Raw genomic sequence first — 22,530 nt, 5'->3', positions numbered from 1 at the left:
GGCGAACGGCCCCTGACCTGCGAAGACGCGGGTCGGGGGCCTTTCTGCTAGGTGTTCGGGTGGTGGAGGGCGGCACCGGCTGTCAGCGGTCGGACGCGGCTGGCCTGCCGAAGCCGTGCCGTAGTCTCAGACCTTCGGGTCGGGCCCGCGGGTGTTCGGAGCGCCGAGCGCTGTGCGCGCCGTAGCACCGGTTGCTCGCCGGTGCAGCTCTCCACGAGCCGGCTGTGACGGACGGCGTCGCCGGCAACGCGTCGGGGTTGGTCGATCTGGTGCTCGTCCTGCTGATCCACGTGGTCGGTCTCCGGCGCCGGCCGTTCGTGCGATCGACGGCGCCCCGCCGGTGGGGCGGCTTGGTCCAGCCGAGCTCGGGATCGTCGAGGGGGATGTCGATAGCGGCGTTGCGAGGTAGGCGTCGACCAGGTCGCGGTCACTGACCGGTTCCCTGTCGAGGCGTAGAACCCTTGCCGGGAGCTGCCGGGCACCCGGCAGGTCACCGCGACAGGGACCGGGCCGGTCTCATCGGCGGCGAGGTCAGGGACCAGCGGGAACGTAGCTTCGTGTGTGCCGAGCCGTCGCGTCGAGGCCCTCGACCGGCTGACGGCGGGCGAGCCGCCGGACTCGCCGGACTCGCCGGACTCGTCACCGTCCCCGGCCGGTTTACGTCGAACTTACGCACCGGGACGCGCACCGTCTTCCAGACGTGACCAGTCCGAAACATCCGGCTCGTGGACTTCTCCCATGACGTTCACGGCTCACGACGCCCACCGGCACATCGGTCGGCTGCCGGCGTACCCCTTCTACGGTGGTCCGGCGATCCAGCCCGACGTGACCGCCCGCGAGAGCGTCGCCGAGCTCGTGGCCGACCTCGACGCGGAGGGGACCGAGCGGGCGCTGGTGCTTCCGAACTACGGCGTGCCGGACCCCGACGTCTCGTTCCGCCTCAATCACCTCGCCCTCGACGCGGCGCAGGTCGACGACCGGATCCGTTGCGGCCTGTGGGTCTCACCCAAGGCCTCCGACGCGGAGCGCAACACGGCGGCGCTCGCCCTGGCTGCGGAGGAGGGGGTCGCCGCGCTCAAGACCAGCTTCCTGCTCGGCGGCTCCGTCGACGACCCCGACTGCCGGGTCGAGCTCGACCGGATCTTCACCACGGCCGCCGATCTGGACCTCGTCGTCCACGTGCACACCTCGCCCGGCGCCGCCTCCGACGTCGACCGCATCGGGGAGCTGGTGGAGCGCCACGGCGACGCCACCAAGATCCACCTCGTCCACCTCGGCGGGGGCATGAGCGGTCACCTGAAGCTCATCGGCGGCCGGTTCTTCGACTGGATCGAGGCAGGCAAGCAGGTCTACACCGACACCTCCTGGGCCATCGGGTTCGCCCCCGTGTGGCTCTGCGAGGAGATCCAGCGACGCGGTGTCGGTGCCGACCGTGTCCTCTTCGCCACCGACACCCCCTGGGGCGACCACGCCGGCGAGTTCGCCCGCCTGGCTGCCGCGACCGACGACCCCGAGCTCACCGCCGCGCTCTTCCGGGGCAACTTCGAGGCCCTCTACGGGGGCTGAGACCGCACCAACCCGCCGTACCCGACCCGCCGTACCCGACCCGCCGTACCCGCAAGCCGGACCACCCAAGGAGACCCGCATGCCCACGTTCGACGACGAGATCATGGCCAACATCGAGAAGTCCGTAGCCGAGATCCCGCACCCCTCGCAGCCGAAGGGCACCAACCTCTACGGCTCGACGAAGATCTTCCCGGACTACCAGGCGAGCGAGGGGCAGAGCTACCTCACCCTCGTGCACGGCATCCCGCACGAGAGCTCGGTCAGCTTCGTCGCCGTCCTCCAGGCGACGCGCGCACTGCGCAAGGGTTTCGAGTCGGCGCTCTACTTCTACGGCCCGGGCGCCCTGGCCTGCGTCGACACCCGTGGCTTCCCGACGACGGGCGACGTCGCCTTCCCCGGCAACCAGAACATGAACGACTCCATCAAGACGTTCGTGAAGGAGGGCGGCACGGTCTTCTGCTGCCGCTTCGGGCTCGCGCTCCACGGCAGCCGCGAGGAGGACCTGATCGAGGGCGTCATCCCCGCGCACCCGCTCGACGTGCAGGACGCGGTCATCCACTACGCCAACAAGGGCGCCATCATCAACTCCGTCTACAACCTCTGAGGGCCGGACGATGACCGCACCGGCCCCCTCCACCCGGGTGGACGTCGCCATCCAGGGCATCCGTCTCCTCGACGCCCCCGTCGCGCGCCGTGCCGGCGCGGGACCCAGCGACGACGGGCACGTGCTGCTGGGCGGGGTCGGCGCGGCCATCCCCCTCAACCCCCGCAGCCCCTACACCGTCCGGGGCGGCAAGCTGCTCCTCGACGGCGCCGACACCGGCCTCGGCCTCGAGGCGATCCGCCGCCCGCGGTTCTACGACCTCACGACCGCCGACGGCGTCCCCTACGAGAAGATCGCGCGCCTGCACTCCTCCAACGTGCTGGCCACGACGGTGGTGCAGACCTGCGCCCGGTACGCCGAGGCCGAGCGCTGCCGCTTCTGCGCCATCGAGGAGTCGCTGCGGGCGGGCGCCACGGTGGCGGTGAAGACCCCGGCCCAGATCGCCGAGGTGGCCCGCGCCGCCCACGAGCTCGACGGGATCACGCAGGTCGTCATGACGACCGGCACCTCGACGGGCCGCGACCGCGGCGCCACCCACCTGGCCCGCTGCGTCCGGGCCGTGCGCGCCGTGCTCCCGGACCTGCCGATCCAGGTGCAGTGCGAGCCGCCCGGCGACCTCGCGACCATCACCGAGCTGAGGGAGGCGGGCGCCAGCTCGATCGGCATCCACGTGGAGTCGCTCGACGACGAGGTGCGTCGCCGCTGGATGCCGGGCAAGGGCAGCGTGCCGATGGCGGAGTACCGCGCCGCCTGGGCCGAGGCCGTCCGCGTCTTCGGCTGGAACGAGGTCTCGACCTACGTGCTGGTCGGCCTCGGCGAGGACCCCGACGAGCTCGTCGCCGCGGCGGCCGGGCTCATCGCGATGGGCGTCTATCCCTTCGTCGTCCCCTTCCGACCCCTCGCGGGCACCCTCGCGACCGACGTCGACCACGTCCCGGCCCCCGACCCGCGGGTCGTCGCCGACGTGACCACCCGCGTCGCGGCGCTCCTGCGCGCGGCCGGGATGGCCGGCGCCGACCAGTCCGCCGGCTGCGCGGCCTGCGGCGCCTGCTCCGCGCTCTCGTGCGAGGGGGCCTGAGGTGACGCTCGACCTCCACGTCCTCACCGGGGTGCGGCGCGACGCCGCCCCTGCGCGCACCCCGGCCCCCGGCTGGTCGGTGGCCGAGGCCGCGTCGGTGGCGGAGCACGCGGCGTACCGGCGCCTGCGGCGCGACGTGTTCGTCGCCGAGCAGGGGCTCTTCGCCCACGACGACACCGACGCGGTCGACGACGACCCCCGCACCGTCGTGCTGCTCGCCCGCGCCTGCGACGGCACGGTGCTGGGCGGCGTGCGCCTCCACCCGGCGCCCGAGGCCGACGGCTCCGTCCGGGCCCGGGACATCGGCTGGTGGCGGGGGAGCCGGCTGGTCGTCGCCCCTGGCGCCCGCAGCGTCGGGCACCTCGGTCCCGCGCTCGTGCGCGCCGCCTGCGCCCGCGCCGAGGCGGAGGGCGCGCTGCGGTTCGACGCCGTCGTGCAGGTCGCCAACGAGCGGCTCTTCACGCGGCTCGGCTGGCGCACCCGCGCCTCGGTGACCGCGCACGGCACGGCGCACGTCGTCATGGACTGGCCGATCGACCGCGTCCAGCGGCTTGCGGACGCCACGAAGGCGGCGCTCGGCCGGCTGCTGGACCCGCTGCGCGCCGGGGTGCCGGCGGGGTACGTCGGGGACGACGCCGCCCCCGTCCCCGGCGCCGACGGCCTCGTCGCCGCCTGCGACGCGATCCTGCCGTCGATGGTCGAGCGCGACCCCGAGTGGGCCGGCTGGTGCGCGGTGCTCGTGAACGTCAACGACCTCGCGGCCATGGGCGCCCACCCCGTCGGCCTCCTCGACGCGGTCGGGGCGCGCGACGCCTCCTTCGCGCGCCGCGTGCTGCGCGGCCTCGGCGACGCCGCCGCCGCGTGGGGCGTGCCGGTGCTCGGCGGCCACACGCAGCTCGGCGTCCCGGCGGCCCTGTCGGTGACCGCGCTCGGCCGCACCGACGACGCCCTGCCGCGCCCCGTGCCCGGGGGCGGCGGTCGCGCCGGCGACGTGCTCCGGGTGACCGCCGACCTCGGTGGCGGCTGGCGCCCGGGCTACACCGGCCTGCAGTGGGACTCCACCTCCCACCGTCGGCCCGAGGACCTGCGGGCGCAGGCCCGCGTCGTACCGGCCCTGGCGCCCACCGCCGCCAAGGACGTCTCGATGAGCGGCCTGGTCGGCACCACGGGGATGCTCGCCGAGGCGAGCGGCTGCCGCGCCGTGCTCGACGTGGCAGCGATCCCCACGCCCGCCGACGCGCGCGTCGGCGACTGGCTCACCTGCTTCCCGGGCTTCGCCGTCGTCACCGCCGAGCGCCCCACCGCGCTCCCCGGCCTCGCGGCCGCGCTGCCCCACCACGTCGACACCGCCCGCTGCGGCGGGCTCACCCCGGGGACCGGGGTCGGGCTGCGCTGGCCGGACGGCGTCGTCACCGAAGCCGTCCGTCACACCGTCACAGGAATGGGACCCGCATGAGCACTCCCGCCACCACTCCCGGCAGCAGCGCGGCCGGCACCCCCGCGGTCGCCGCCGCTTGCGCCGGCTTCGGCCGCGACGTCGAGGAGAACCTCGCCCAGGTCGCCGCCCACGTCGAGGCCGCCCGCGCCCAGGGCGTGCGCCTCCTCGCCCTGCCCGAGGCCTGCCTGGGCGGCTACCTGTCCGTGCTCGGCCGCGGCCGCGACGGCAGCGGCGACGAGCTGCCGGCCGACCTGCCGCCCGTCATGGACCTCGACGGTCCCGAGCTGCGCCGCGTCGCCGCCATCGCCCGCGAGATGACGCTCGTCGTCGGGCTGTGCGAGTCGGACGGCGCCGAGCGCTACAACACGGCCGCCATCGTCACCGGCGACGGCCTCGTCGGGGCGCACCGCAAGGTGCACCAGCCGCTGGGGGAGAGCCTCTTCTACGCCGCGGGCGACACGTACGCCGCGTTCGACACGCCGGCCGGGCGCGTCGGCGCGCTGATCTGCTACGACAAGGCGTTCCCGGAGGCGGCCCGCGCGCTCGCGCTCGACGGGGCCGAGGTCGTCACCTGTATCTCGGCGTGGCCGGCCTCGCGCACCGCCGGCGCCGCGGACATCGCCCAGGACCGCTGGACGACGCGCTTCAACCTGTTCGACGCCGCGCGGGCGCTGGAGAACCAGGTCGTGTGGGTTGCCTCCAACCAGCACGGCACCTTCGGGTCGCTGCGCTTCGTCGCCAACGCGAAGGTCGTGGGCCCGGGCGGTGACGTGCTCGCGAGCACCGGCACCGCCGCCGGTCTCGCGGTCGCCCACGTCGACGTGCCGGCCGCGCTCGAGACCGCCCGGCGGGCGATGTTCCACCTCGGCGACCGCCGTCCGGACACCTACCCGGCGACCCTCGCGCAGGGCGCCCCGACGCGGGACCCGGTCCGTGCCTGAGGCCACCTTCACCGTGCGCTGGCCCGACGGCGCCGTCACCGACTGCTGGTCGCCCTCCCTCGTCGTCCACGACCACCTCGACGAGGGGGCCACCTACACCGTCGAGGAGTTCACGCGCCGCTCCGCCGCGGCCCTGGCGGAGGCGAGCGAGCGGGTCAGGGCGCGCTACGGCTTCGCGTGCACCGCCTCGGCCGCGTCGCTCGACCGGATCGAGGTCCGCGCGGCCACCCACGCGCCCGACGCCTCCGTCGAGGTGCTGCGCCTGTTCCCGCCCCTGCCCGAGGAGGCTCCCCGATGAGCACCGCACCCACCCTGCACCGCACCGACGTCGTGGTGGTCGGCGGCGGCCAGGCCGGACTGTCGACCAGCTGGTACCTCACCCGCGACGGCGTCGACCACGTCGTGCTCGAGGCCGGCACTGCCACCCACGAGTGGGCCGACACCCGCTGGGACGCCTTCACCCTCGTCACGCCCAACTGGCACTGCCGGCTGCCGGGCTGGTCCTACGACGGACCCGATCCCGACGGCTTCATGACCCGCGACGAGGTCGTCGCGTGGCTGGCGGGCTACCCCGCGAGCTTCGGCGCGCCGCTCCGCGAGCACACCCGCGTCACCGCGCTCACCGAGCGCGAGGGCGGTGGCTTCGTCGTCGACGCGGTCGGGCCCGCCGGGCCCGAGGTGTGGGAGGCCGACCAGGTCGTCGTGGCGACCGGTGGCTACCACGTGCCGATCGTGCCCGCCTGGGCCCCGGCGCTCTCGCCGTCCGTGACGCAGCTGCAGTCGGCGGACTACCGCAACCCCGACGCGCTCCCCGACGGCGAGGTGCTCGTCGTCGGCACCGGCCAGTCCGGCGCCCAGATCGCCGAGGACCTCCACCTCGCCGGGCGTCGGGTCCACCTCGCCGTGGGTGACGCGCCGCGCGTCGCCCGCTGGCACCGGGGCCGCGACGTGATGACGTGGCTGGCCGAGATGGGGCTCTACGACACGTCGGTGGCGCAGTACCCCGGCGGCCTCGCCGCCCGCGAGAAGACCAACCATTACGTGACGGGCCGCGACGGTGGGCGCGACATCGACCTGCGGGCGTTCGCGGCCGAGGGGATGCGGCTCTACGGGCTGCTCGACGGCCTCGGGGCCGGCAGCGGCACGACGTTGACGTTCCGCCCCACCCTGCGGGCCGCGCTCGACGCCGCGGACGACACCTACCGCTCCATCTGCCGCGACGTCGACCGCTGGATCGAGGCGCGCAACGCGGAGGGCGCCGGGATCGACGCGGCGCCGGCCGCGCCGTACGAGCCCGTCTGGGAGCCCGAGACCGAGCCGGGGTCGCTGGACCTCGCCGCGGCGGGCGTCACGAGCGTGGTGTGGGCGATTGGCTACCGCCCGGACTACCGCTGGGTGCGCGTCGGGGTCTTCGACGGCACGGGGCGACCGACCCACACGCGCGGGGTGACCGCGGTGCCGGGCCTCTACTTCCTCGGCCTGCCCTGGCTGCACACGTGGGGCTCGGGCCGCTTCCTCGGGATCGCGGCCGACGCCGAGCACGTCGCCGGCTGCATCACGGGACGCCCGACGCGCACCACGCCCGCCGCGTCCGCGCTCGCCCGCGAGGTGTCCCCGGGGCCGTGGGGTCGCGACGTGCGGGTCGAGACCGCCGCAGCCACCGCGCGCTAGGGTCACCGGCCGTGCCCGCCCTCCGCATCGCCGCCGTCGCCGCCCATTTCGGGCGGGACGTCCAGCGTGCCCTCGCGAAGGTCGAGGGCATCATCGGCGACGCCCGGGCGGCGGGCGCGGGCCTGCTCGTGCTGCCGGACGCGACGTTGGGCGGCTACCTGTCCGACCTCCGGCACCCCGACCCGGCCGCGCTGCCGCCGGCGCTGGCCGAGGACTCGTGGGAGGTGCAGCGCATCGTCGCGCTGGCGGGCGACATGGTGGTGTGCTTCGGGTACGCCGAGGAGGTCGTCGTCGACCGCCCCGGCGACCCCGCGGGGCCGGAGGTGCGGCTCTACAACACCGCCCTGGCCGTGACCGGCGACGGCGTGCTCGGACGGCACCGCAAGGTCCACCAGCCGGCGGGGGAGTCGCTCGTCTACGCCGCCGGCACCACCTTCGAGGCCTTCGACACCCCGGTCGGGCGGCTCGGGATGCTCATCGACTACGACAAGACGTTCCCCGAGGCGGCGCGCACCCTCGCCCTCGACGGCGCACGGCTCCTGGCCTGCCTCTCGGCGTGGCCCGCGAGCGTCACCGACCGCGCCTCCCGCCTGCCGCAGGACCGGCAGTCCCGTCTCTTCGACCTGTACGACGCGGCCCGCGCCGCCGAGAACCAGGTCGTCTGGGTGTCGTCCAACCAGACCGGCGTGATGGGCGGGCTGCGGTTCCTCGGCCAGGCCAAGGTGGTCGGCCCGGGCGGCGACGTGCTGGCGCGCACCTCGTCCAAGGGCGGGCTCGCGCTGGCGGAGGTCGACGTCGACGTGGAGGTCGCCCGGGCCCGGCGGCTGCTCCACCACCTCGCGGAGCGCTCGCCAGCGGCGTACGGGAGCCTGGACGGGTGAGGATCGCGCTCGTGACCTACTCGACGAAGCCGCGCGGCGGCGTCGTCCACACGCTCGCGCTCGCGGAGGCGCTCGTCGGGCTGGGGGCGGAGGTCGACGTCTGGACGCTGGGGCGTGGCGGGGACACCGCCTTCTTCCGTCCCGTCGCGCCCGGGGTCGGGGTGCATGCCGTGCCCTTCGAGGCACGGGACGACGAGAGCGTCGGCGAGCGGATCCTGCGCTCGATCGAGGTGCTGGGCGCCGCCCTCCGGGCAGCGGGGCCGTCGTACGACGTCGTGCACGCCCAGGACTGCATCTCGGCCAACGCGGCGCTGGGCGCCGGCCTGCCGTGCCGACGCACCGTGCACCACCTCGACACCTTCACGACGCCCGAGCTCGTGGCCTGCCATGACCGTGCCGTCGCGCTGCCCACCCACCTGCTCTGCGTGTCCGCCTCGGTCGCCGCCGAGGTCGAGGAAGGGTGGGGACGCACGCCCGTGGTCGTGCCGAACGGGGTCGACGCGGCCCGGTTCGCGGGCGGTGCCGGGGACGCGGTCGGCCGGGCGACGTGGGCCGCCCACCTGGGGCGCTACGTGCTGGCCCTCGGCGGGATCGAGCCGCGCAAGGGCACGCTCGACCTGCTCGAGGCGTTCGCCGCACTGCGGCACTCGTCACCCGACCACGCTGACCTCGAGCTGGTGGTCGGCGGCGGTGAGACGCTCTTCGACTACCGCGACTACCGCGCCGCCTTCGAGTCCCGCGCTGCGGAGCTCGGCGTGACTCCCGTCGTGCTCGGCCCGGTCCCTGACCCCGACCTGCCGTCCCTCGTGGCCGAGGCCGCGGTGCTCGGGTTCCCCTCGACCAAGGAGGGCTTCGGGCTCGCCGCGATGGAGGCCCTGGCCGCCGGCGTCCCGGTCGTCTGTCGCGACCTGCCGGTGCTCCGCGAGGTCTTCGACCCCGCGGTGCTCTTCGGCGCCGACGTACCGGAGCTGACCTCCGCCCTCGACCGCGCGCTGCGTTCGCCGCTCGACCCGGACCTCGGGCGGGAGCTGGCTGTGTCGTACACGTGGGAGGCGGCGGCAGGCCGGCACCTGGAGTGGTACGCGCACGGTTGACGGGATCTGGCGCCGCGGCACTCACCCGACGGGGCCGATCCGATGCCCGAACATCGACCCGCCCGGTACGGCGGCCTCTCGCTGGTCTGCGAAGTCGGCCCACATGGACCAGGGAGCGTTGACGTGTCGGACTCCGCGTGTCGCCGGTTCGCCTCGGCCAGCGCTCTGCGGGCCGCGGACTGTGGAACCGTCGGCGTAACCTCCGGTCGGGCTGCTGCTACGTTGAGCGGGCTCACCCGCGCTCCCGGACGCCCGGTCGTCCGAATCATGACGGAGAGGGCCTGTCGCCAGGCACACGTCCGCATGGAGTGTTGCGTCGCTGGACGCACCCCATGACGTCGACGCCCGCGCGTCGGCCAGCGAGAGGACACACGCATGACCAAGGACGAGAAGAACCTCGAGCAGGTGCTCGCGAAGATCGCCGGGCTGGACCAGCCCGAGCGCAGTGCCGTGCAGCGGATGCACGAGGTGATCCTCGAAGCGGCCCCGCACCTCAAGCCGCGGATCTGGTACGGCATGCCCGGTTACGCGAGGACGGCGAGCACCCCCGTGCTGGTCTTCGTGCGCAAGGACGACGTCATGGTGCTCGGCGTGAGCGAGAAGGCCGCCCGCGTCCCGGGCGGCGAGGGCGACGGGCGCCTGAGGCCCTCCGCGTGGTACTTCGACGCCGTGGACGCGGCGACCGAGCGCCGCGTCGCCGAGATCGTCCGCGCCGCGACGGCGTGAGCCGATCTGCGCCCGCGTGCCTACGCTGACCGGGTGAGCGCGACGAGCGGGGCCTGACGTGCCCGTCTGGCTGGAGGCCGGGGCGTGGGGCCTGGTCGGGGGCGGGGCCCTCGTCGTCGGCGCGCTCGTGGCCTGGTTCGTCCGCGTGCCCCAGCGGGTGGTCGCCTCCGTGATGGCCTTCGGGTCCGGCGTGCTGATCTCGGCGCTGTCGTTCGAGCTCGTCGACGAGGCGGCGTCGACCGGCGGTCTGGTGCCCACCGCGGTCGGCTTCCTCGCCGGCGCGGTGACCTACGTGCTCGCCAACGTCGCACTGGCCCGGCGCGGAGCCGCCCACCGCAAGCGGTCGCAGGACCAGCAGGCCAGCGAGTCGGACCAGCCGGGGTCGGGCGCGGCCATCGCGGTGGGCGCGTTGCTCGACGGGGTCCCGGAGTCGGTCGTGCTGGGTGTCTCGCTGCTCGGCGGCGGCAGCGTGGGCGTACCGGTCCTCGCCGCGATCGTCATCTCCAACGTGCCCGAGGGGCTGTCCAGCGCTGCCGGCATGAAGCGGAACGGGCGCAGCGCGCGCTACGTGTTCGGCGTGTGGGTCGGCATCGCGCTCGCCAGCGGCCTCGCCGCCCTGCTCGGCGCCCTGCTGCTGCAGGGCGCGCCGCCCGAGGCGCTCGCCGTGATCACCGCGCTGGCCGCGGGCGCGATCCTGGCGATGGTCGCGGACACCATGATCCCGGAGGCGTTCGAGCGCACGCACCTGTACGCCGGGCTCATCGCCGCGACCGGCTTCCTGCTCGCCTTCGTGGTCGGCCGCGCGTAGCGCTAGCGGACCTGGCCCGCCGTCGGCGCCTCGCCGGCCGGCGGCACCTGCACCACGGGCTCCGCGTGGCGCAGCCGGCCGCGGGCCCAGAGCCGGTGCACGACCCACGCGCCCACCACGGCGCCCACCACGCCGAGCCCGAGGTCGCCCAGCGTGTCCTCGTAGGCGAAGCGCTTCTCGGTCGACTCGGACAGGAAGGCGGCGTACTCGGCCAGCTCCCACGCGATCGCGGCCGTGGCACCGAACGCCAGGGCCCGCTCGACGAGCGCTCCGAGCGAGGCCGTGCGCGGCAGCGTCAGCACGATGACGGCGGCGGCGAGCAGGACCAGGTTGAAGAAGTGCATCCAGTCGTCGAACCACCAGATGCTGTCGTAGAGGTCCAGCCGGTTGCCGAGGATGTCGCTGAAGCACGTGACGGTGATCAGGGTGTCCGCGAGCCAGGGGAAGCGCACCCGGTGCTGCCACAGCGCGAACCACAGGGCCGGCAGCGCGAAGGCCGCGGCGGTGTAGCCGATCGCGCGGGCCTCGGCGCCCTTGTCGCGCAGGTGGGCGCCGTCGGGGTCGACGAGCGCGGCCACCAGCATCACGACCAACGTCGTCTTGGCGGCGACGTCGACCAGCTTCACCGCGCCGTGCACGGTGCCGGCCTCCGTCCCGGACAGGTGCCCGGCGGGCGCCGCCGGCGCCGCGGGGGCCACGGGCGCCGCTGCCGTCGGGCGCAGGGGGTCGGGGGTCTCCACTGGTGTCACCGGTCCGGAAGGTCGGGGGAGGGCGGGGATGGTCGGTCCCGGAGACTACCGAGCCGGGGGCCGTGCGACCTGATCGTCGCGACGCTGTGCGATGGTGCACACCCGCCCTGCGCGACCGGGCATTGTGTCGTGCGTCTCTCGTGGCGAGGGTGGGCGGGCCGCGCGCGCGGTGGAGGACCGACGGCTGGAAGGACGCCTGTGAACCTGGACGACGACGACGTCGAGGCGATGGTGGGGGCGGTGCGCGCGTTCGCGGGCAGTGAGCTGGCGCCGTTCGCGCAGGAGCGTGACGAGCAGAAGATCTTCCCGGTCGAGGCGTTGGCGCGGGCCGGTGGGCTGGGCCTGGGCGGGTTGTACGTGGGTGAGGAGCACGGGGGGATCGGGTTGCCGCGGCGGGTGGCGGTGCGGATCTTCGAGGAGCTGGCGCGGGGTGATGTCGCGGTCGCGGCGTACATCAGCATCCACAACATGGCGGCGGCGATGATCGACGCGTACGCGACCGAGGAGGTACGGGCGGCGTGGTTGCCGGAGCTGACGGCGATGACGCGGTTGGCGAGCTACTGCCTGACCGAGCCGGATGCGGGTTCGGACGCGGCGGCGGTGCGCACGAGCGCGCGGCGTGAGGGTGACGAGTACGTGCTGGACGGGGTGAAGCAGTTCATCTCGGGTGCGGGGTCGACGCATGCGTACGTGGTGATGGCGCGCACCGGTGGCCCGGGCCCGAGGGGGATGTCGGCGTTCTTGGTGCCGGGTGAGAGCGAGGGGCTGTCGTTCGGGGCGAACGAGCGGAAGATGGGCTGGAACGCGCAGCCGACCCGTCAGGTGGTCCTGGACGGTGTGCGGGTGCCGGCCTCGCACCTGTTGGGTGAGGAGGGTCAGGGTTTCGCGATCGCGATGCGGGGTCTGGACGGGGGTCGGTTGAACATCGCGGCGTGCTCGTTGGGTGGGGCGTCGTGGGCGGTCGAGCGGGCGGTGGCGCACCTGCGGGAGCGGGTGGCGTTCGGTCGGCCGTTGAGCGAGCAGCAGGCGTTGCAGTTCCGGGTGGCGGACATGGAGACGGCGTTGGAGGCGTCGCGGTGCCTGTTGGAGCGGGCGGCGGGGGCGTTGGACGCGGGGTCGTCGGATGCGTTGAAGCTGTGTGCGATGGCGAAGCGGTTCGTGACCGATGAGTGCTTCGATGCGGCGAACGCGGCGTTGCAGCTGCACGGTGGGTACGGCTACCTGGCGGAGTACGGGGTGGAGCGGGTCGTGCGCGACCTGCGGGTCCACCAGATCCTGGAGGGGACGAACGAGGTCATGCGGGTGATCATCAGCCGGGCCGTGCTGGAGCGCGCGGCATGAGCGGCCAGACGAGCGACGTCACGGTCCAGGCGGCCCCGGCCGAGGCGCCGGTGCTGCTGGAGCGGCGCGGCCGGGCGGCCGTGCTGACCCTGAACCGGCCGCGGGCGATCAACGCCCTGACCCACGAGATGGTCGGTCTGCTCGACCGGGCGCTGCGCGAGCTGGCCGACGACGCGAGCGTCGAGGTCGTGGTGCTGCGCGGCGCGGGGGAGCGCGGCCTGTGCGCCGGCGGCGACATCGTCGCCATCCACCGCGACGCCACGACGGGCGGCACCGGGTCCGAGGACTTCTGGCGCGACGAGTACGTGCTGAACGCCCTGATCGCCCGCTACCCCAAGCCCTACGTGGCGCTGATGGACGGCATCGTCCTCGGCGGCGGCGTGGGGGTCTCGGCCCACGGCTCGGTGCGGGTGGTCACGGAGCGCACGCGCATCGGCATGCCCGAGACCGGCATCGGCTTCGTGCCCGACGTCGGCGGCACCTGGCTGCTCTCGCACGCCCCCGGCGAGCTGGGCACCTACGTGGCGCTGACCGCCGGCCACGTCGACGGCGCCGACGCGATCGCGATCGGCCTGGCCGACCACTACGTCGCCTCGGGCGACCTCGACCGGCTCGTCGACCTGCTGGCCGCGCGGCCCCTCGACGAGGCTCTCGGGGAGGTCACGACCGAGCCCCCGGCCTCGCGGCTGCTGGCCTCCCGCCCGTGGGTGGACGCCGGCTTCGCCGCCGACGACGTACGCGACGTGCTCGCCGCCCTGCGCGAGCGTCCGGAGCCCGAGGCCGCCGAGGCCGCCGACGCGGTGGCCGCCAAGTCCCCGACCGCGGTCGCCGTGACGCTGCGCGCCCTCCGTGGCGCCCGAGCGATGGGCTCGCTCGAGGAGGCGTTGGCGCAGGAGTACCGCATCGTCCTGCGGATGCTGCGCGGCCACGACTTCCCCGAGGGCATCCGGGCCCAGGTCATCGACAAGGACCGCAGCCCGCGCTGGCGCCCGGCCTCCGCCGACGACGTCACCGCCGACGTGGTCAGCGCCCACTTCGAGCCCCTCGAGCCGTCCCGCGAGCTCGACCTCCCCCACCCCGACCGAACGGAGCAGCAGTGAGCGAGTCCCCCCAGTCGTCCGAGTCCGCGGGCGAGCCCCGCAACATCGTCGTCGGCCGGATCGGCCGCGTCGGCACGATCACGCTGGACCGACCGAAGGCCCTCAACGCCCTCAACGTCGAGCTGATGGAGGAGGTCGTCGCGGCCGCGCTGGCGTTCGACGCCGACCCCGAGATCGGCGCGATCCTGCTGTCCGGCTCCGAGCGGGCCTTCGCGGCGGGCGCCGACATCAAGGAGATGGCGGCCCAGGACTACGCGGCGATGGCCGTGGGCGACTGGTTCTCGGCGTGGGACCGCTTCGCCGGCCTGCGCACGCCGGTGGTCGCGGCGGTGTCGGGGTACGCCCTGGGCGGCGGCTGCGAGCTGGCGATGATGTGCGACGTGCTGATCGCCTCCGAGACGGCGAAGTTCGGCCAGCCGGAGATCACGCTGGGCACGATCCCGGGCATCGGCGGCTCGCAGCGCCTGACCCGGGCGATCGGCAAGGCCAAGGCGATGGACCTCGTGCTGACCGGCCGGATGATGGACGCCGAGGAGGCGGAGCGCGCGGGCCTGGTCTCGCGGGTGGTGCCGGCCGACGAGCTCGACGCCACCGCGGCCGAGGTCGCCGCGACCATCGCGGGCATGTCGTTGCCGGTGGCCTACGCGGCCAAGGAGGCGGTGGCCCGGTCGTTCGAGACGTCGCTGGCCGAGGGAGTGCGCTTCGAGCGCCGCACCTTCCACGCGACGTTCGCGCTGGAGGACCGCACCAGCGGCATGCAGGCGTTCCTGGCCAAGGAGCGCCCCACGTTCCAGCACCGCTGAGCCCAGCAGCACGACGCCCCGCCCGCCGGACCGGCGGACGGGGCGTCGCTGCGTGCGGGGGCGGTTACGGGTTCGAGACCCACAGCCAGTACGACGTGCTGCCGCCGCGGTAGGTCGGGTCGCTCGGGACGAACGAGACCGAGACCTGGTGCGTGCCGCGCTGGGTGAACCACGGGGTCCACACGTTGCGGCCGTAGCCGTCGTACCAGTACGACGTCGTGGTGACGACGTCCGAGCCGAGCGCCCTGGTGGACACGTAGACGCGGCCGGTGATCCGGGCGTCGTCGCGGCCGCCGTACCAGACGGCGAGGCGCTTGGGCTTGCCCACGCCGGCGTACCGGTAGGGGGCCGCGGCCTTCACAGCCTGGTAGGTGCCGACCGAACCCGGCTCGGGCTCCGGCTCCGGGTCGGGCGCGACGGTCTCGGTGAACGTCCAGGTGCCGGAGCCGATCTCGAAGACCGCGCGGCCGTCGGCCTGCTCGACGAGCTGCGCCTCGGCGTCGCCGCGGCGGGCGTCGACCACGTTGCCGTCGGCGACCGGCACGGAGACCGTGGCGGTGGTGTTCACCGGCACGCTGACGCTCGCCTCGGTGCGGCCGTCGCCACGGTCCCAGTCGACCGCGACGGGTCCGCGCTGGGTGTGGATGGTGCCGCTGGCCGCGTCCAGCTCGAGCTCGGGCACGACGATGTCGAAGGAGCGTGCCCCCGCCTCTGCGAGGCGGATGCCGACGATCTCCTCGACGATGTCGCCCATCACGTTGGCGCTCCAGCCGTGCGACAGGCTGTTGGCCGAGCCGGCCGGCTGCCACGCCTCCGAGGTGAAGGTGTCGCCCGCGGCCAGGCGCTGGGCCCAGCCGAAGTCGTCCTCGTTGGTCAGCAGCCGCACCAGCGCGTCGCCCTGGCCGCCCTCGCGCAGCGCCGAGGCCAGCCAGTGCACCGTCATCGGCCCCTGGCGCATCCCCATCGCCGCGATCGCGGCGGCCAGCTCGACCCGCTCGTCCTCGGGCGCGATGTCGAAGGCGATGGCGTACGAGGTCGCGTGCTGACCGGCGTGGGTGCTCTGGGTTCCGTCGGCGAGCAACCCGTCGACGTACAGGCCGTCCTCGCGGCGCAGCTCGGTGTTGATGGTCGCGACGAGCTCGTCGCGGGCGGCGCGCAGCCCGGCGACGTCCTCGGCGGGCTCGCCGAGCAGCTCGCCCATGTCGGCGACGCGGGTCAGCACGTCGACGGACAGGGCGTTGACGGTGGTGCGGGCCGCCGCCGTCATGTCGTAGCCGAAGCGGCCGTGCTCGGGCCAGTCGACGATGCCGTACTGGTACTGCCCGCTGCCGCCACTGAGCTGGGTGACCAGGCCGGCGGTGGGCCCGGTCTCGGGGATGTGGCGCAGCACGTAGTCGGCGGTCGCGCGGATCGCGTCGTACGCCTCGGCGACCATCTCCTCGTCGCCGCTCTGCTCGTAGTACTGCCACACCCAGCCCGGGACGGTGAGGGTGAAGTCGGGGATGTCCCGCTTGCCGTCGCCGTTGGGGTAGACCGCGTTGAAGCGGCCCGCGTCGTTGCCCGAGGTCCAGTGCCGCTCCTGCGAGGCCAGGAACTCGCGCAGCGCCTGCCGCGAGTGCACGCGCTCGTTGAAGCCGAGCGTCGTGGCCGCCGAGATGTTGACGGTGTCGTGGAGGAACTGGCCCTTCTCGCGGGTGGGGGTGTCGACGAACTGCTCCTGCACGGAGTAGAGCGCCGAGCGCGACATCAGGTCCCACACCTCGTCGAGGGTCTCGTCGGAGCTCGTGAACTCCGCCTGGTCGCCCTCGGGCACCTCGGTGTGCACGATCGTCGCGGTGACGTCGTCGACCGTGATCTCCTCGCCGGCCCCGGGGATCTCCAGGTAGCGGAAGGCGAGGTGGGTGAAGGCCTCGAAGCTCTGCTCGCCCGCCACCTGCGTGTAGGGGAACGACATGTTGGTGCCCTGGGTCGCGACCGAGTCGGTCGCCACGCGGCCGTCCTCGCGCAGCTGGTAGCTGGCGCGCAGGGTCAGGGTGCGGCCCTGCTCGCCGGCGTCGAAGTCGACGGCCGGCCGGGCGGGCACCACGACGCCGAAGTCCGCGACGGCGGTGCCGTCGTCGGCCACGAGGATCTGCTCCGGGTGCACGACGGTCTCGGTGATCCGCGACTCCTGACCGGTCAGCGCCGTGAAGGGCGCGACCGGGTGGGCGCCCAGCTCCTGCGCCGGGGCCCAGGCGGAGTCGTCGTAGCCGTGCGCGGTCCACTCGCCGATGGCCGCGGCCGCGGTGGCGTCGTAGTGCTCGACGAAGTCGCCCTCGCCGTTGCGGGCGCCCGCCTGCGTGTAGGGGCCGCGTCGTGTGCGCCACGAGTCGTCCGTGACGACGACCTGCTCGGAGCCGTCGGCGTACTCGACCACGATGCGGGCCAGCAGACCCGGCGCGCCGGCCGGTCGCCCCTGCCCGCCGCTGTACCAGTGCAGCACCGCGCCGAGACCGATCTCGGTGCGGCCCTGGACCAGGTCGGTGATGTCGGCGGCCTGGTAGTAGCCCTCGCCGGGGTGGGAGAACGACTGGCCGCGGTCGGCGCGCTCGCCGTCGATCAGCAGCTCGTAGGTGTGGCTGCCCGCGACGTAGCTGCGGGCCCGCACGATCTCCTTGTCGGCCAGCTCGACGTCGGTGCGCAGCAGGCTCCAGTCGTCGGCCTCCTGCACCCCGCCGGTCGGGAAGTCCCAGCGGCCGAGGCCGTCGGAGAAGTCGTCGGCGAAGAGCTCCTCGCCGTCCAGCGTCGTGACGCGGACGTCGTCGAACTCGGCCGTGTCGGTGCCGCCGCCGCTGGAGACGTGGCGGAACCCGACGGTGCCGGCGCTCGACCCGGAGGCCGACGGGTCGGTCCAGTCGTCGACGAGGGTGTCGTCGACCCACGTGCGGATCCGCTGTCCCTCGACCCGGATGCGCACGTCGTAGGTGCTGCCCAGCGTGATCGCGGGGGTGATCGCCACCGTGCGCCGCGCGTCCTGCGGGTACGCCCCGTTCGTGCGACGGTGGGTCTTCAGCCCGTCGGGCGAGAACTGCCACAGGTAGCCGCTCGAGGTGTCGGGGGCGCGGAAGATCAGGCCGGCCGCGCGGCTGACCGGGGTGACCTGCGCGGACAGCTCGTAGTCGGTCCAGTCGGTGCCGGTGCCCGCGAGCACGATCTCGTTCGCGGCCTGGCCGCCGTTGCCGGCGATCCGCAGCCGCTCCTGCGGCGTGACGCTGTAGATGCTGGCGGTCGGCGTGCGCTTGATCCAGGCGGCGCCGTCCCAGTCGCCGTCGCCGATGCCCGTGTCGAAGGTCGCCGGCTCCGACCACGGCGAGACCTGCTCGGTCCGGTCCCACGTGCGTACCTGCCAGGAGTAGCTCGCGCCGGGCGCCAGCTCGGGGCCCGCGTACGCGACGTTGCTCTGCTCCTCGGAGGCCTGCACGCCGCTGTCCCACACGTCCGCGCCGTCGGCGTCGAGGACGCGCAGCTGGTACGCCGTCTGCACCTCGCCCGGGTCGACGTCCTGGGGGAGCCAGCCGAAGCGGGGCGTGCCCTCGACGTTGAGCGGACGGGCGGAGTCGTTGACGGTGGTGCTGATCGGCGCGGTGGGCGCCGTCCCCGCAGCCGTGGGAGCGGCGGCGGGGGCGGGGCCCGGTGGGCCCGAGGCGCCGGCGGGTCCGACCGACCCGGCGACCAGCCCGGCGGCGAGCAGCGCCGTGGAGGCGACCACCACCCCGGCCAGCTGTGGCTTCGACGTCGACATCGTTCTCCTCTCGACGGGCCGGTGTGACCCGAGACACACGTGCAACGTAAAACGATTCAACGTGGGATCGGTAAAACGATTCAAAGATTCTCACCCAGTGGAATCACGGGCGCGGGGAACTGCTCCACGCACGACGCCCCGCCCGCCGGACCGGCGGACGGGGCGTCGCTGCGTGCGGGGGTGGTTACGGGTTCGAGACCCACAGCCAGTACGACGTGCTGCCGCCGCGGTAGGTCGGGTCGCTCGGGACGAACGAGACCGAGACCTGGTGCGTGCCGCGCTGGGTGAACCACGGGGTCCACACGTTGCGGCCGTAGCCGTCGTACCAGTACGACGTCGTGGTGACGACGTCCGAGCCGAGCGCCCTGGTGGACACGTAGACGCGGCCGGTGATCCGGGCGTCGTCGCGGCCGCCGTACCAGACGGCGAGGCGCTTGGGCTTGCCCACGCCGGCGTACCGGTAGGGGGCTGCGGCCTTCACGGCCTGGTAGGTGCCGATCGAACCGGGCTCGGGCTCGGGCTCCGGCTCGGGCTCCGGCTCGACGGCCGAGCCGAGCAGCACGACGGAGAGCGTGCTGCCACCCCGCGGCCACTCCTCGCGCGGCAGGTCGCGGTTCTCCGGGAGCGTCTCCCAGCGCAGGACGTAGCGGCCCCGGTCGGTCGCGGGCTCGGGCACGTCGCCGCGGTCGCGGGTGACGTTGACCTGAAGGCCCTCGGCGCCGTCCCACTCGGTGCGGACCTCGGAGAGGTCGCCCGGCAGGTCCGGCGTCGCCGTCTGCGCGATCGGCTGCAGGTCGGGGTCGATCACGATGCTCTGACGGGCGCCGCTGCACAGGAAGTTGACCTGCACGTTGCCGTCGGCGAGCACCTCGGAGCCGAGCATCTGCACCTCGAAGATGAGGGTGCCGCCGCCGCCGAAGCTCCAGCGGCCCTCCCAGTCGCTGATCTGGCTGATCTGCCAGTCGGCGTCGGCCGGGCTCGCGGCGTAGAGCTGCGAGTGACCGTCCTCGTCGTACTTGTGGTAGCTGATGAGGATCTCGTCGTCGGCCGTGAAGCCGATCCGGGCGTTGCCGTTGAGCAGGCCGGCGCGGTCCGGGATCGGGTCGACGACGTCGCCCTCGCCGTAGCGGAACGGGGTCTCGAGCGGCTCGCCGCTCGCGTCGACCCAGTTCACGAGGTCCTCGCTCTTCGCGTAGGTCAGCATGCTGTTCGTCGCGGCGTCGGGGGTGTCGCGCCAGACCCACACGAGGTGGAACATGCCGTCGGGGCCGAGCGTGGGGCCCTGGAAGTAGGAGTTCCAGGTGCCGTCGGGGTTCTCGTCGGAGCCGAGGCCGTCGAAGAAGGGCTCGTCGACGAGGCGCGACCAGGAGCCGGTGGTCTCGTCGTAGACGTTGAAGTACGTCACCCCGCTGCCGCTGCCGCCGTTGCGGTGGCTGAAGACGAGGCTGCCGTCCTTGCGGTTCACGAACTCCGGGTAGGTCACGGAGTTCTCCGTGGCCGGGTCGACCATCGTCGTGACCCGCTCGAGCGTCGTGATGTCGCCGCCCGGCGCGCTCTTGAAGTAGCGCAGGTTCACGTTGTGCATGTTGCCGGACACGTGGAGCGTGTCGTCGCGGTCGAGGCCGAGCGAGATGTAGTTGTGGCTGTCCCACACGATGCGCTCGTCGAGCACGCGGTAGGTCCACTCGCCGTCGGGCAGCGTGCGGTGGGCGATCACCATGTTGCGGTCGACGTCGTAGAAGCCGACGTACTGGTCGTCGCCGCGGGTCAGCAGGTCCTGGACGACGAACATGCCGGCCCACGTCATGCCGAGCTCGCTGGTCTCGAGGACCTCGTTGTCGGCCTCCGGGAAGGTGTACTGCCCCTCGGGCTCGTCGCACACCAGCGGGCCGGGCGGGTTCACCGCGGGCGTCGAGGTGGTGACACCGAAGGAGTCGGCCCGGAGGTTGTCGGTCACGGTGTAGAGGCCGGCGTGGCCACCGACGAGCATGATGTCGCGCTCGACCGGGACGGTCTCGTCGATGACGACGGTCTCGTCGGGAGCGACGACCGTGGCGGTCAGCTCGTCGCCCTCGCGGGACAGGGTCGCGGTGACGCCGGCGTGGCCGGGCCGCGAGGCGTCGCCGGTGAAGGTGCCCTCGCGCAGCACCTGGATGGTGGTGTTGTTCGTCATCTTGAGCAGGTGCCAGCGCCCGGTGGTCGGGGACCCGGACGTGGCGGCGGTCGCGAGCCGCAGCAGGTAGTAGGAGAACTGGCCGGGCGACGTCTCCTGGACGTTGCCGGCGATGCCGCTCCACTCGCGACCCGTGGCGGGCGAGTACGGGGCCACGCGCAGGTCGGAGGTGACGCTCCAGGACGCGCCGAGGTCGACGCCGTCCTGGACCAGGAGGTTGTTCTGCGCGCCGCTGACCGCGTTGCGCACCTCCCCGTCGTCGATGCGCCACTCGCCCCGTGCGGCGCGCCAGTCGTTGCCGACGGCGCCGGCCGCGCGCTCGAAGTCGTCGGTGAACGTGACGGTCTCCGCGTCGTCGGTGGGCTCGGCGGCGGCGACGGGGGTGCCCGTCGCGAGCAGGCCGACGACGACGGCGGCAGCGGTCGCGAGGACCGTGCCGGAGGCGGACGCCCGGCGTCGTCGCCGGGGGAGGGATCTGAGGTGCATGCGGTGGCTCCGGATCAAATCGTTTTAATCGGGGACGCCGCCCACCCTTCCACATCGGTGTGACCGCTGTCACCCCTGTGGTCCGACCTCAGCGACACCGGTCAGGCCGCGTCGGGGTCGCTCCAGCGTGCGCGGCGCCAGGTCGCGAGGACCGTGAGGGGCACTGCGAGCGCGGCGAACCCCGCGTACACGACCCAGAACCGGCCGGCCTCCGCCAGGCCGCCGACGAGCGCGGCGCCCAGCGCGTTGCCGACGAAGAGCGCCGAGGCGAAGAACGAGACCATCGTGGCGCGCGCGCCGGGCACGACCTGGGTGGCCCAGGTCTGCAGGCTCGAGTGCATCGAGGTCCACGCCAGGCCGATGCAGGTCGCGGCGAGCACGGCCGACCACGGCGAGCGGGCCACGACGACCAGCAGGCTGCCGACCACCGCGAAGGAGCCGCCGATCGCGATCAGGCGGGCCGGGGGCCAGGTGGCCGAGAGCCGGCCGACGACCTGCGAGCCCACCAGCACCGCGGCGCCGTAGACGGCGGCCACCGCGCCGGCCACCGTGGCGCTCGCGCCGCCGCTCTCGACCGCGGCGGGCAGCAGGGTGAGGGCGCCGAGCAGGACGGCTCCCTCGACCAGCGCGAAGCAGAGCACCACGAGCGCCACGGGGGTGCGGCGGATCGCGCGGATCGCCGCCATCGGTCGCGGTCGGGGCTGGTCCGAGGCCGGCTCCGGCAGCGCCCCGAGCAGGACCGCGAGGACCACCGACGCCGTGCCGGTCACGACGAACGCCGCGCGCCAGGTCGCCACGTCGGCGAGCAGCCCGCCGCCGACCGAGGCGAGTGCCGTCCCGAGCGCCACCCCGACCATGAGACCGGTGATCTGCCGCTGGCGCCGCTCGGGCGGCACGGTGTCGCCGACGTAGACGAGGGTGGAGGGGTAGGCGGCGCCGAAGAACCCGCCGGCCAGCGCCCGCGCGACCGCCAGGGCGGCCACGGTGGGGCTCAGGGCCGAGAGCAGCGAGCACACCCCCGCGAGCGCCAGGGTCACCCGCATGGTGCGGACCCGCCCGAACCGGTCGGAGGCGAATCCCCACAGGGGCTGGGTGAGGCCGTAGACGAGGAAGTACGCCCCCGCCGCGGCCACGACGTCGGCCAGCGAGACGCCCAGGTCGGCCGCGATCGCGACCAGCATCGGCGGCATGACGTAGCGGTCGAGGCTGCTGGTGCCCGTCGTCAGTCGCAGCAGGACCGCGGGGGAGGGGCGGCCGGGCATGCCCGCCATCGTAGGGAGCCGTCGGCGC

18 protein-coding genes and 1 pseudogene are annotated in these 22,530 nt (G+C 74.0%); 14 read left to right on the top strand and 5 right to left on the bottom strand.

What is annotated here, in order from left to right:
• Nucleotides 1-355: 355 nt before the first annotated feature.
• A pseudogene (locus RDV89_RS03560) lies at nt 356-548 on the bottom strand (IS3 family transposase); the annotation flags it as partial.
• Nucleotides 549-738: 190 nt separating this feature from the next.
• On the opposite strand from RDV89_RS03560, the gene RDV89_RS03555 reads away from it, so the two are divergent.
• The 11 genes from RDV89_RS03555 (at nt 739) to RDV89_RS03505 (ending at nt 10,807) form a co-directional block, all read left to right on the top strand.
• A complete protein-coding gene (locus RDV89_RS03555; RefSeq protein WP_315731350.1) occupies nt 739-1,566 on the top strand; it encodes an amidohydrolase family protein in 828 nt (275 codons plus the stop codon).
• Between the two features lie 79 nt (nt 1,567-1,645).
• Nucleotides 1,646-2,170 (top strand): MSMEG_0572/Sll0783 family nitrogen starvation response protein, encoded by a 525-nt coding sequence (locus tag RDV89_RS03550; RefSeq protein WP_163774083.1) that lies wholly within the window; start codon nt 1,646-1,648, stop codon nt 2,168-2,170.
• Between the two features lie 10 nt (nt 2,171-2,180).
• Complete coding sequence (locus RDV89_RS03545) at nt 2,181-3,248, top strand: MSMEG_0568 family radical SAM protein (protein WP_315731348.1); 1,068 nt, start codon at nt 2,181-2,183, stop codon at nt 3,246-3,248.
• A gap of 1 nt (nt 3,249) precedes the next feature.
• A complete protein-coding gene (locus RDV89_RS03540) occupies nt 3,250-4,704 on the top strand; it encodes an MSMEG_0567/sll0787 family protein (RefSeq protein WP_315731347.1) in 1,455 nt (484 codons plus the stop codon).
• On the top strand, nt 4,701-5,627 hold the full coding sequence (locus RDV89_RS03535; protein WP_315731346.1) for a carbon-nitrogen hydrolase family protein: 927 nt from the start codon (nt 4,701-4,703) through the stop codon (nt 5,625-5,627). The genes RDV89_RS03540 and RDV89_RS03535 overlap by 4 nt, the downstream gene beginning before the upstream one ends.
• The gene (locus RDV89_RS03530; RefSeq protein WP_315731344.1) at nt 5,620-5,925 is read left to right on the top strand and encodes an MSMEG_0570 family nitrogen starvation response protein; all 306 of its coding nucleotides are present in this window, start codon (nt 5,620-5,622) and stop codon (nt 5,923-5,925) included. Before RDV89_RS03535 ends, RDV89_RS03530 begins: the two co-directional genes overlap by 8 nt.
• The gene (locus tag RDV89_RS03525; protein WP_315731343.1) at nt 5,922-7,298 is read left to right on the top strand and encodes an MSMEG_0569 family flavin-dependent oxidoreductase; all 1,377 of its coding nucleotides are present in this window, start codon (nt 5,922-5,924) and stop codon (nt 7,296-7,298) included. The genes RDV89_RS03530 and RDV89_RS03525 overlap by 4 nt, the downstream gene beginning before the upstream one ends.
• 11 nt (nt 7,299-7,309) lie before the next feature.
• Nucleotides 7,310-8,179, top strand: a complete 870-nt coding sequence (locus RDV89_RS03520) for a carbon-nitrogen hydrolase family protein (protein WP_315731341.1) — start codon at nt 7,310-7,312, stop codon at nt 8,177-8,179.
• 11 nt (nt 8,180-8,190) lie between these two features.
• Complete coding sequence (locus tag RDV89_RS03515; RefSeq protein WP_315731340.1) at nt 8,191-9,273, top strand: MSMEG_0565 family glycosyltransferase; 1,083 nt, start codon at nt 8,191-8,193, stop codon at nt 9,271-9,273.
• A gap of 375 nt (nt 9,274-9,648) precedes the next feature.
• Complete coding sequence (locus RDV89_RS03510; protein WP_315731338.1) at nt 9,649-9,999, top strand: DUF1801 domain-containing protein; 351 nt, start codon at nt 9,649-9,651, stop codon at nt 9,997-9,999.
• A gap of 58 nt (nt 10,000-10,057) precedes the next feature.
• Nucleotides 10,058-10,807 carry a ZIP family metal transporter gene (locus RDV89_RS03505; protein WP_315731336.1) on the top strand — a complete coding sequence of 250 codons (750 nt, stop codon included), beginning with the start codon at nt 10,058-10,060 and terminating at the stop codon, nt 10,805-10,807.
• Nucleotides 10,808-10,809: 2 nt separating this feature from the next.
• Here the strand turns inward: RDV89_RS03505 and RDV89_RS03500 are convergent, their stop codons facing one another.
• Complete coding sequence (locus tag RDV89_RS03500) at nt 10,810-11,556, bottom strand: DUF2238 domain-containing protein (protein WP_315731334.1); 747 nt, start codon at nt 11,554-11,556, stop codon at nt 10,810-10,812.
• A gap of 198 nt (nt 11,557-11,754) precedes the next feature.
• On the opposite strand from RDV89_RS03500, the gene RDV89_RS03495 reads away from it, so the two are divergent.
• The 3 genes from RDV89_RS03495 to RDV89_RS03485 are packed head-to-tail and all read left to right on the top strand — an operon-like array spanning nt 11,755 to nt 14,800.
• Entirely contained in the window at nt 11,755-12,897 is a 1,143-nt protein-coding gene (locus RDV89_RS03495) for an acyl-CoA dehydrogenase family protein (protein WP_315731332.1), read from the top strand.
• Nucleotides 12,894-13,997: an enoyl-CoA hydratase/isomerase family protein gene (locus RDV89_RS03490; RefSeq protein ID WP_315731331.1), complete on the top strand. Its 1,104-nt coding sequence runs from the start codon at nt 12,894-12,896 to the stop codon at nt 13,995-13,997. The genes RDV89_RS03495 and RDV89_RS03490 overlap by 4 nt, the downstream gene beginning before the upstream one ends.
• Nucleotides 13,994-14,800, top strand: a complete 807-nt coding sequence (locus tag RDV89_RS03485; protein WP_315731329.1) for an enoyl-CoA hydratase — start codon at nt 13,994-13,996, stop codon at nt 14,798-14,800. Before RDV89_RS03490 ends, RDV89_RS03485 begins: the two co-directional genes overlap by 4 nt.
• A 64-nt stretch (nt 14,801-14,864) precedes the next feature.
• On the opposite strand, the gene RDV89_RS03480 is transcribed toward RDV89_RS03485, so the two are convergent.
• From RDV89_RS03480 to RDV89_RS03470, 3 genes are all read right to left on the bottom strand, one after another.
• Nucleotides 14,865-18,581, bottom strand: coding sequence for a family 78 glycoside hydrolase catalytic domain (locus tag RDV89_RS03480; protein ID WP_315731328.1), 3,717 nt, complete (start codon nt 18,579-18,581; stop codon nt 14,865-14,867).
• Between the two features lie 184 nt (nt 18,582-18,765).
• A complete protein-coding gene (locus RDV89_RS03475) occupies nt 18,766-21,240 on the bottom strand; it encodes a BNR repeat-containing protein (protein ID WP_315731327.1) in 2,475 nt (824 codons plus the stop codon).
• Between the two features lie 101 nt (nt 21,241-21,341).
• The gene (locus tag RDV89_RS03470; protein ID WP_315731325.1) at nt 21,342-22,502 is read right to left on the bottom strand and encodes an MFS transporter; all 1,161 of its coding nucleotides are present in this window, start codon (nt 22,500-22,502) and stop codon (nt 21,342-21,344) included.
• Nucleotides 22,503-22,530: the final 28 nt, after the last annotated feature.

This window comes from Nocardioides imazamoxiresistens (genome assembly GCF_032378595.1).
In the GTDB taxonomy this organism is placed as follows: Bacteria; Actinomycetota; Actinomycetes; order Propionibacteriales; family Nocardioidaceae; genus Nocardioides; species Nocardioides imazamoxiresistens.
This window is presented reverse-complemented; position numbering and strand designations above follow the sequence as displayed.

What these genes read in the sequence shown, in the direction of transcription:
- RDV89_RS03535 (WP_315731346.1), top strand. Translation starts at nt 4,701, where the DNA reads ATGAGCACTCCCGCCACCACTCCCGGCAGCAGCGCGGCCGGCACCCCC.
- RDV89_RS03555 (WP_315731350.1), top strand. Translation starts at nt 739, where the DNA reads ATGACGTTCACGGCTCACGACGCCCACCGGCACATCGGTCGGCTGCCG.
- RDV89_RS03480 (WP_315731328.1), bottom strand. Translation starts at nt 18,581, where the DNA reads ATGTCGACGTCGAAGCCACAGCTGGCCGGGGTGGTGGTCGCCTCCACG.
- RDV89_RS03470 (WP_315731325.1), bottom strand. Translation starts at nt 22,502, where the DNA reads ATGCCCGGCCGCCCCTCCCCCGCGGTCCTGCTGCGACTGACGACGGGC.
- RDV89_RS03510 (WP_315731338.1), top strand. Translation starts at nt 9,649, where the DNA reads ATGACCAAGGACGAGAAGAACCTCGAGCAGGTGCTCGCGAAGATCGCC.
- RDV89_RS03475 (WP_315731327.1), bottom strand. Translation starts at nt 21,240, where the DNA reads ATGCACCTCAGATCCCTCCCCCGGCGACGACGCCGGGCGTCCGCCTCC.
- RDV89_RS03490 (WP_315731331.1), top strand. Translation starts at nt 12,894, where the DNA reads ATGAGCGGCCAGACGAGCGACGTCACGGTCCAGGCGGCCCCGGCCGAG.
- RDV89_RS03550 (WP_163774083.1), top strand. Translation starts at nt 1,646, where the DNA reads ATGCCCACGTTCGACGACGAGATCATGGCCAACATCGAGAAGTCCGTA.
- RDV89_RS03525 (WP_315731343.1), top strand. Translation starts at nt 5,922, where the DNA reads ATGAGCACCGCACCCACCCTGCACCGCACCGACGTCGTGGTGGTCGGC.
- RDV89_RS03545 (WP_315731348.1), top strand. Translation starts at nt 2,181, where the DNA reads ATGACCGCACCGGCCCCCTCCACCCGGGTGGACGTCGCCATCCAGGGC.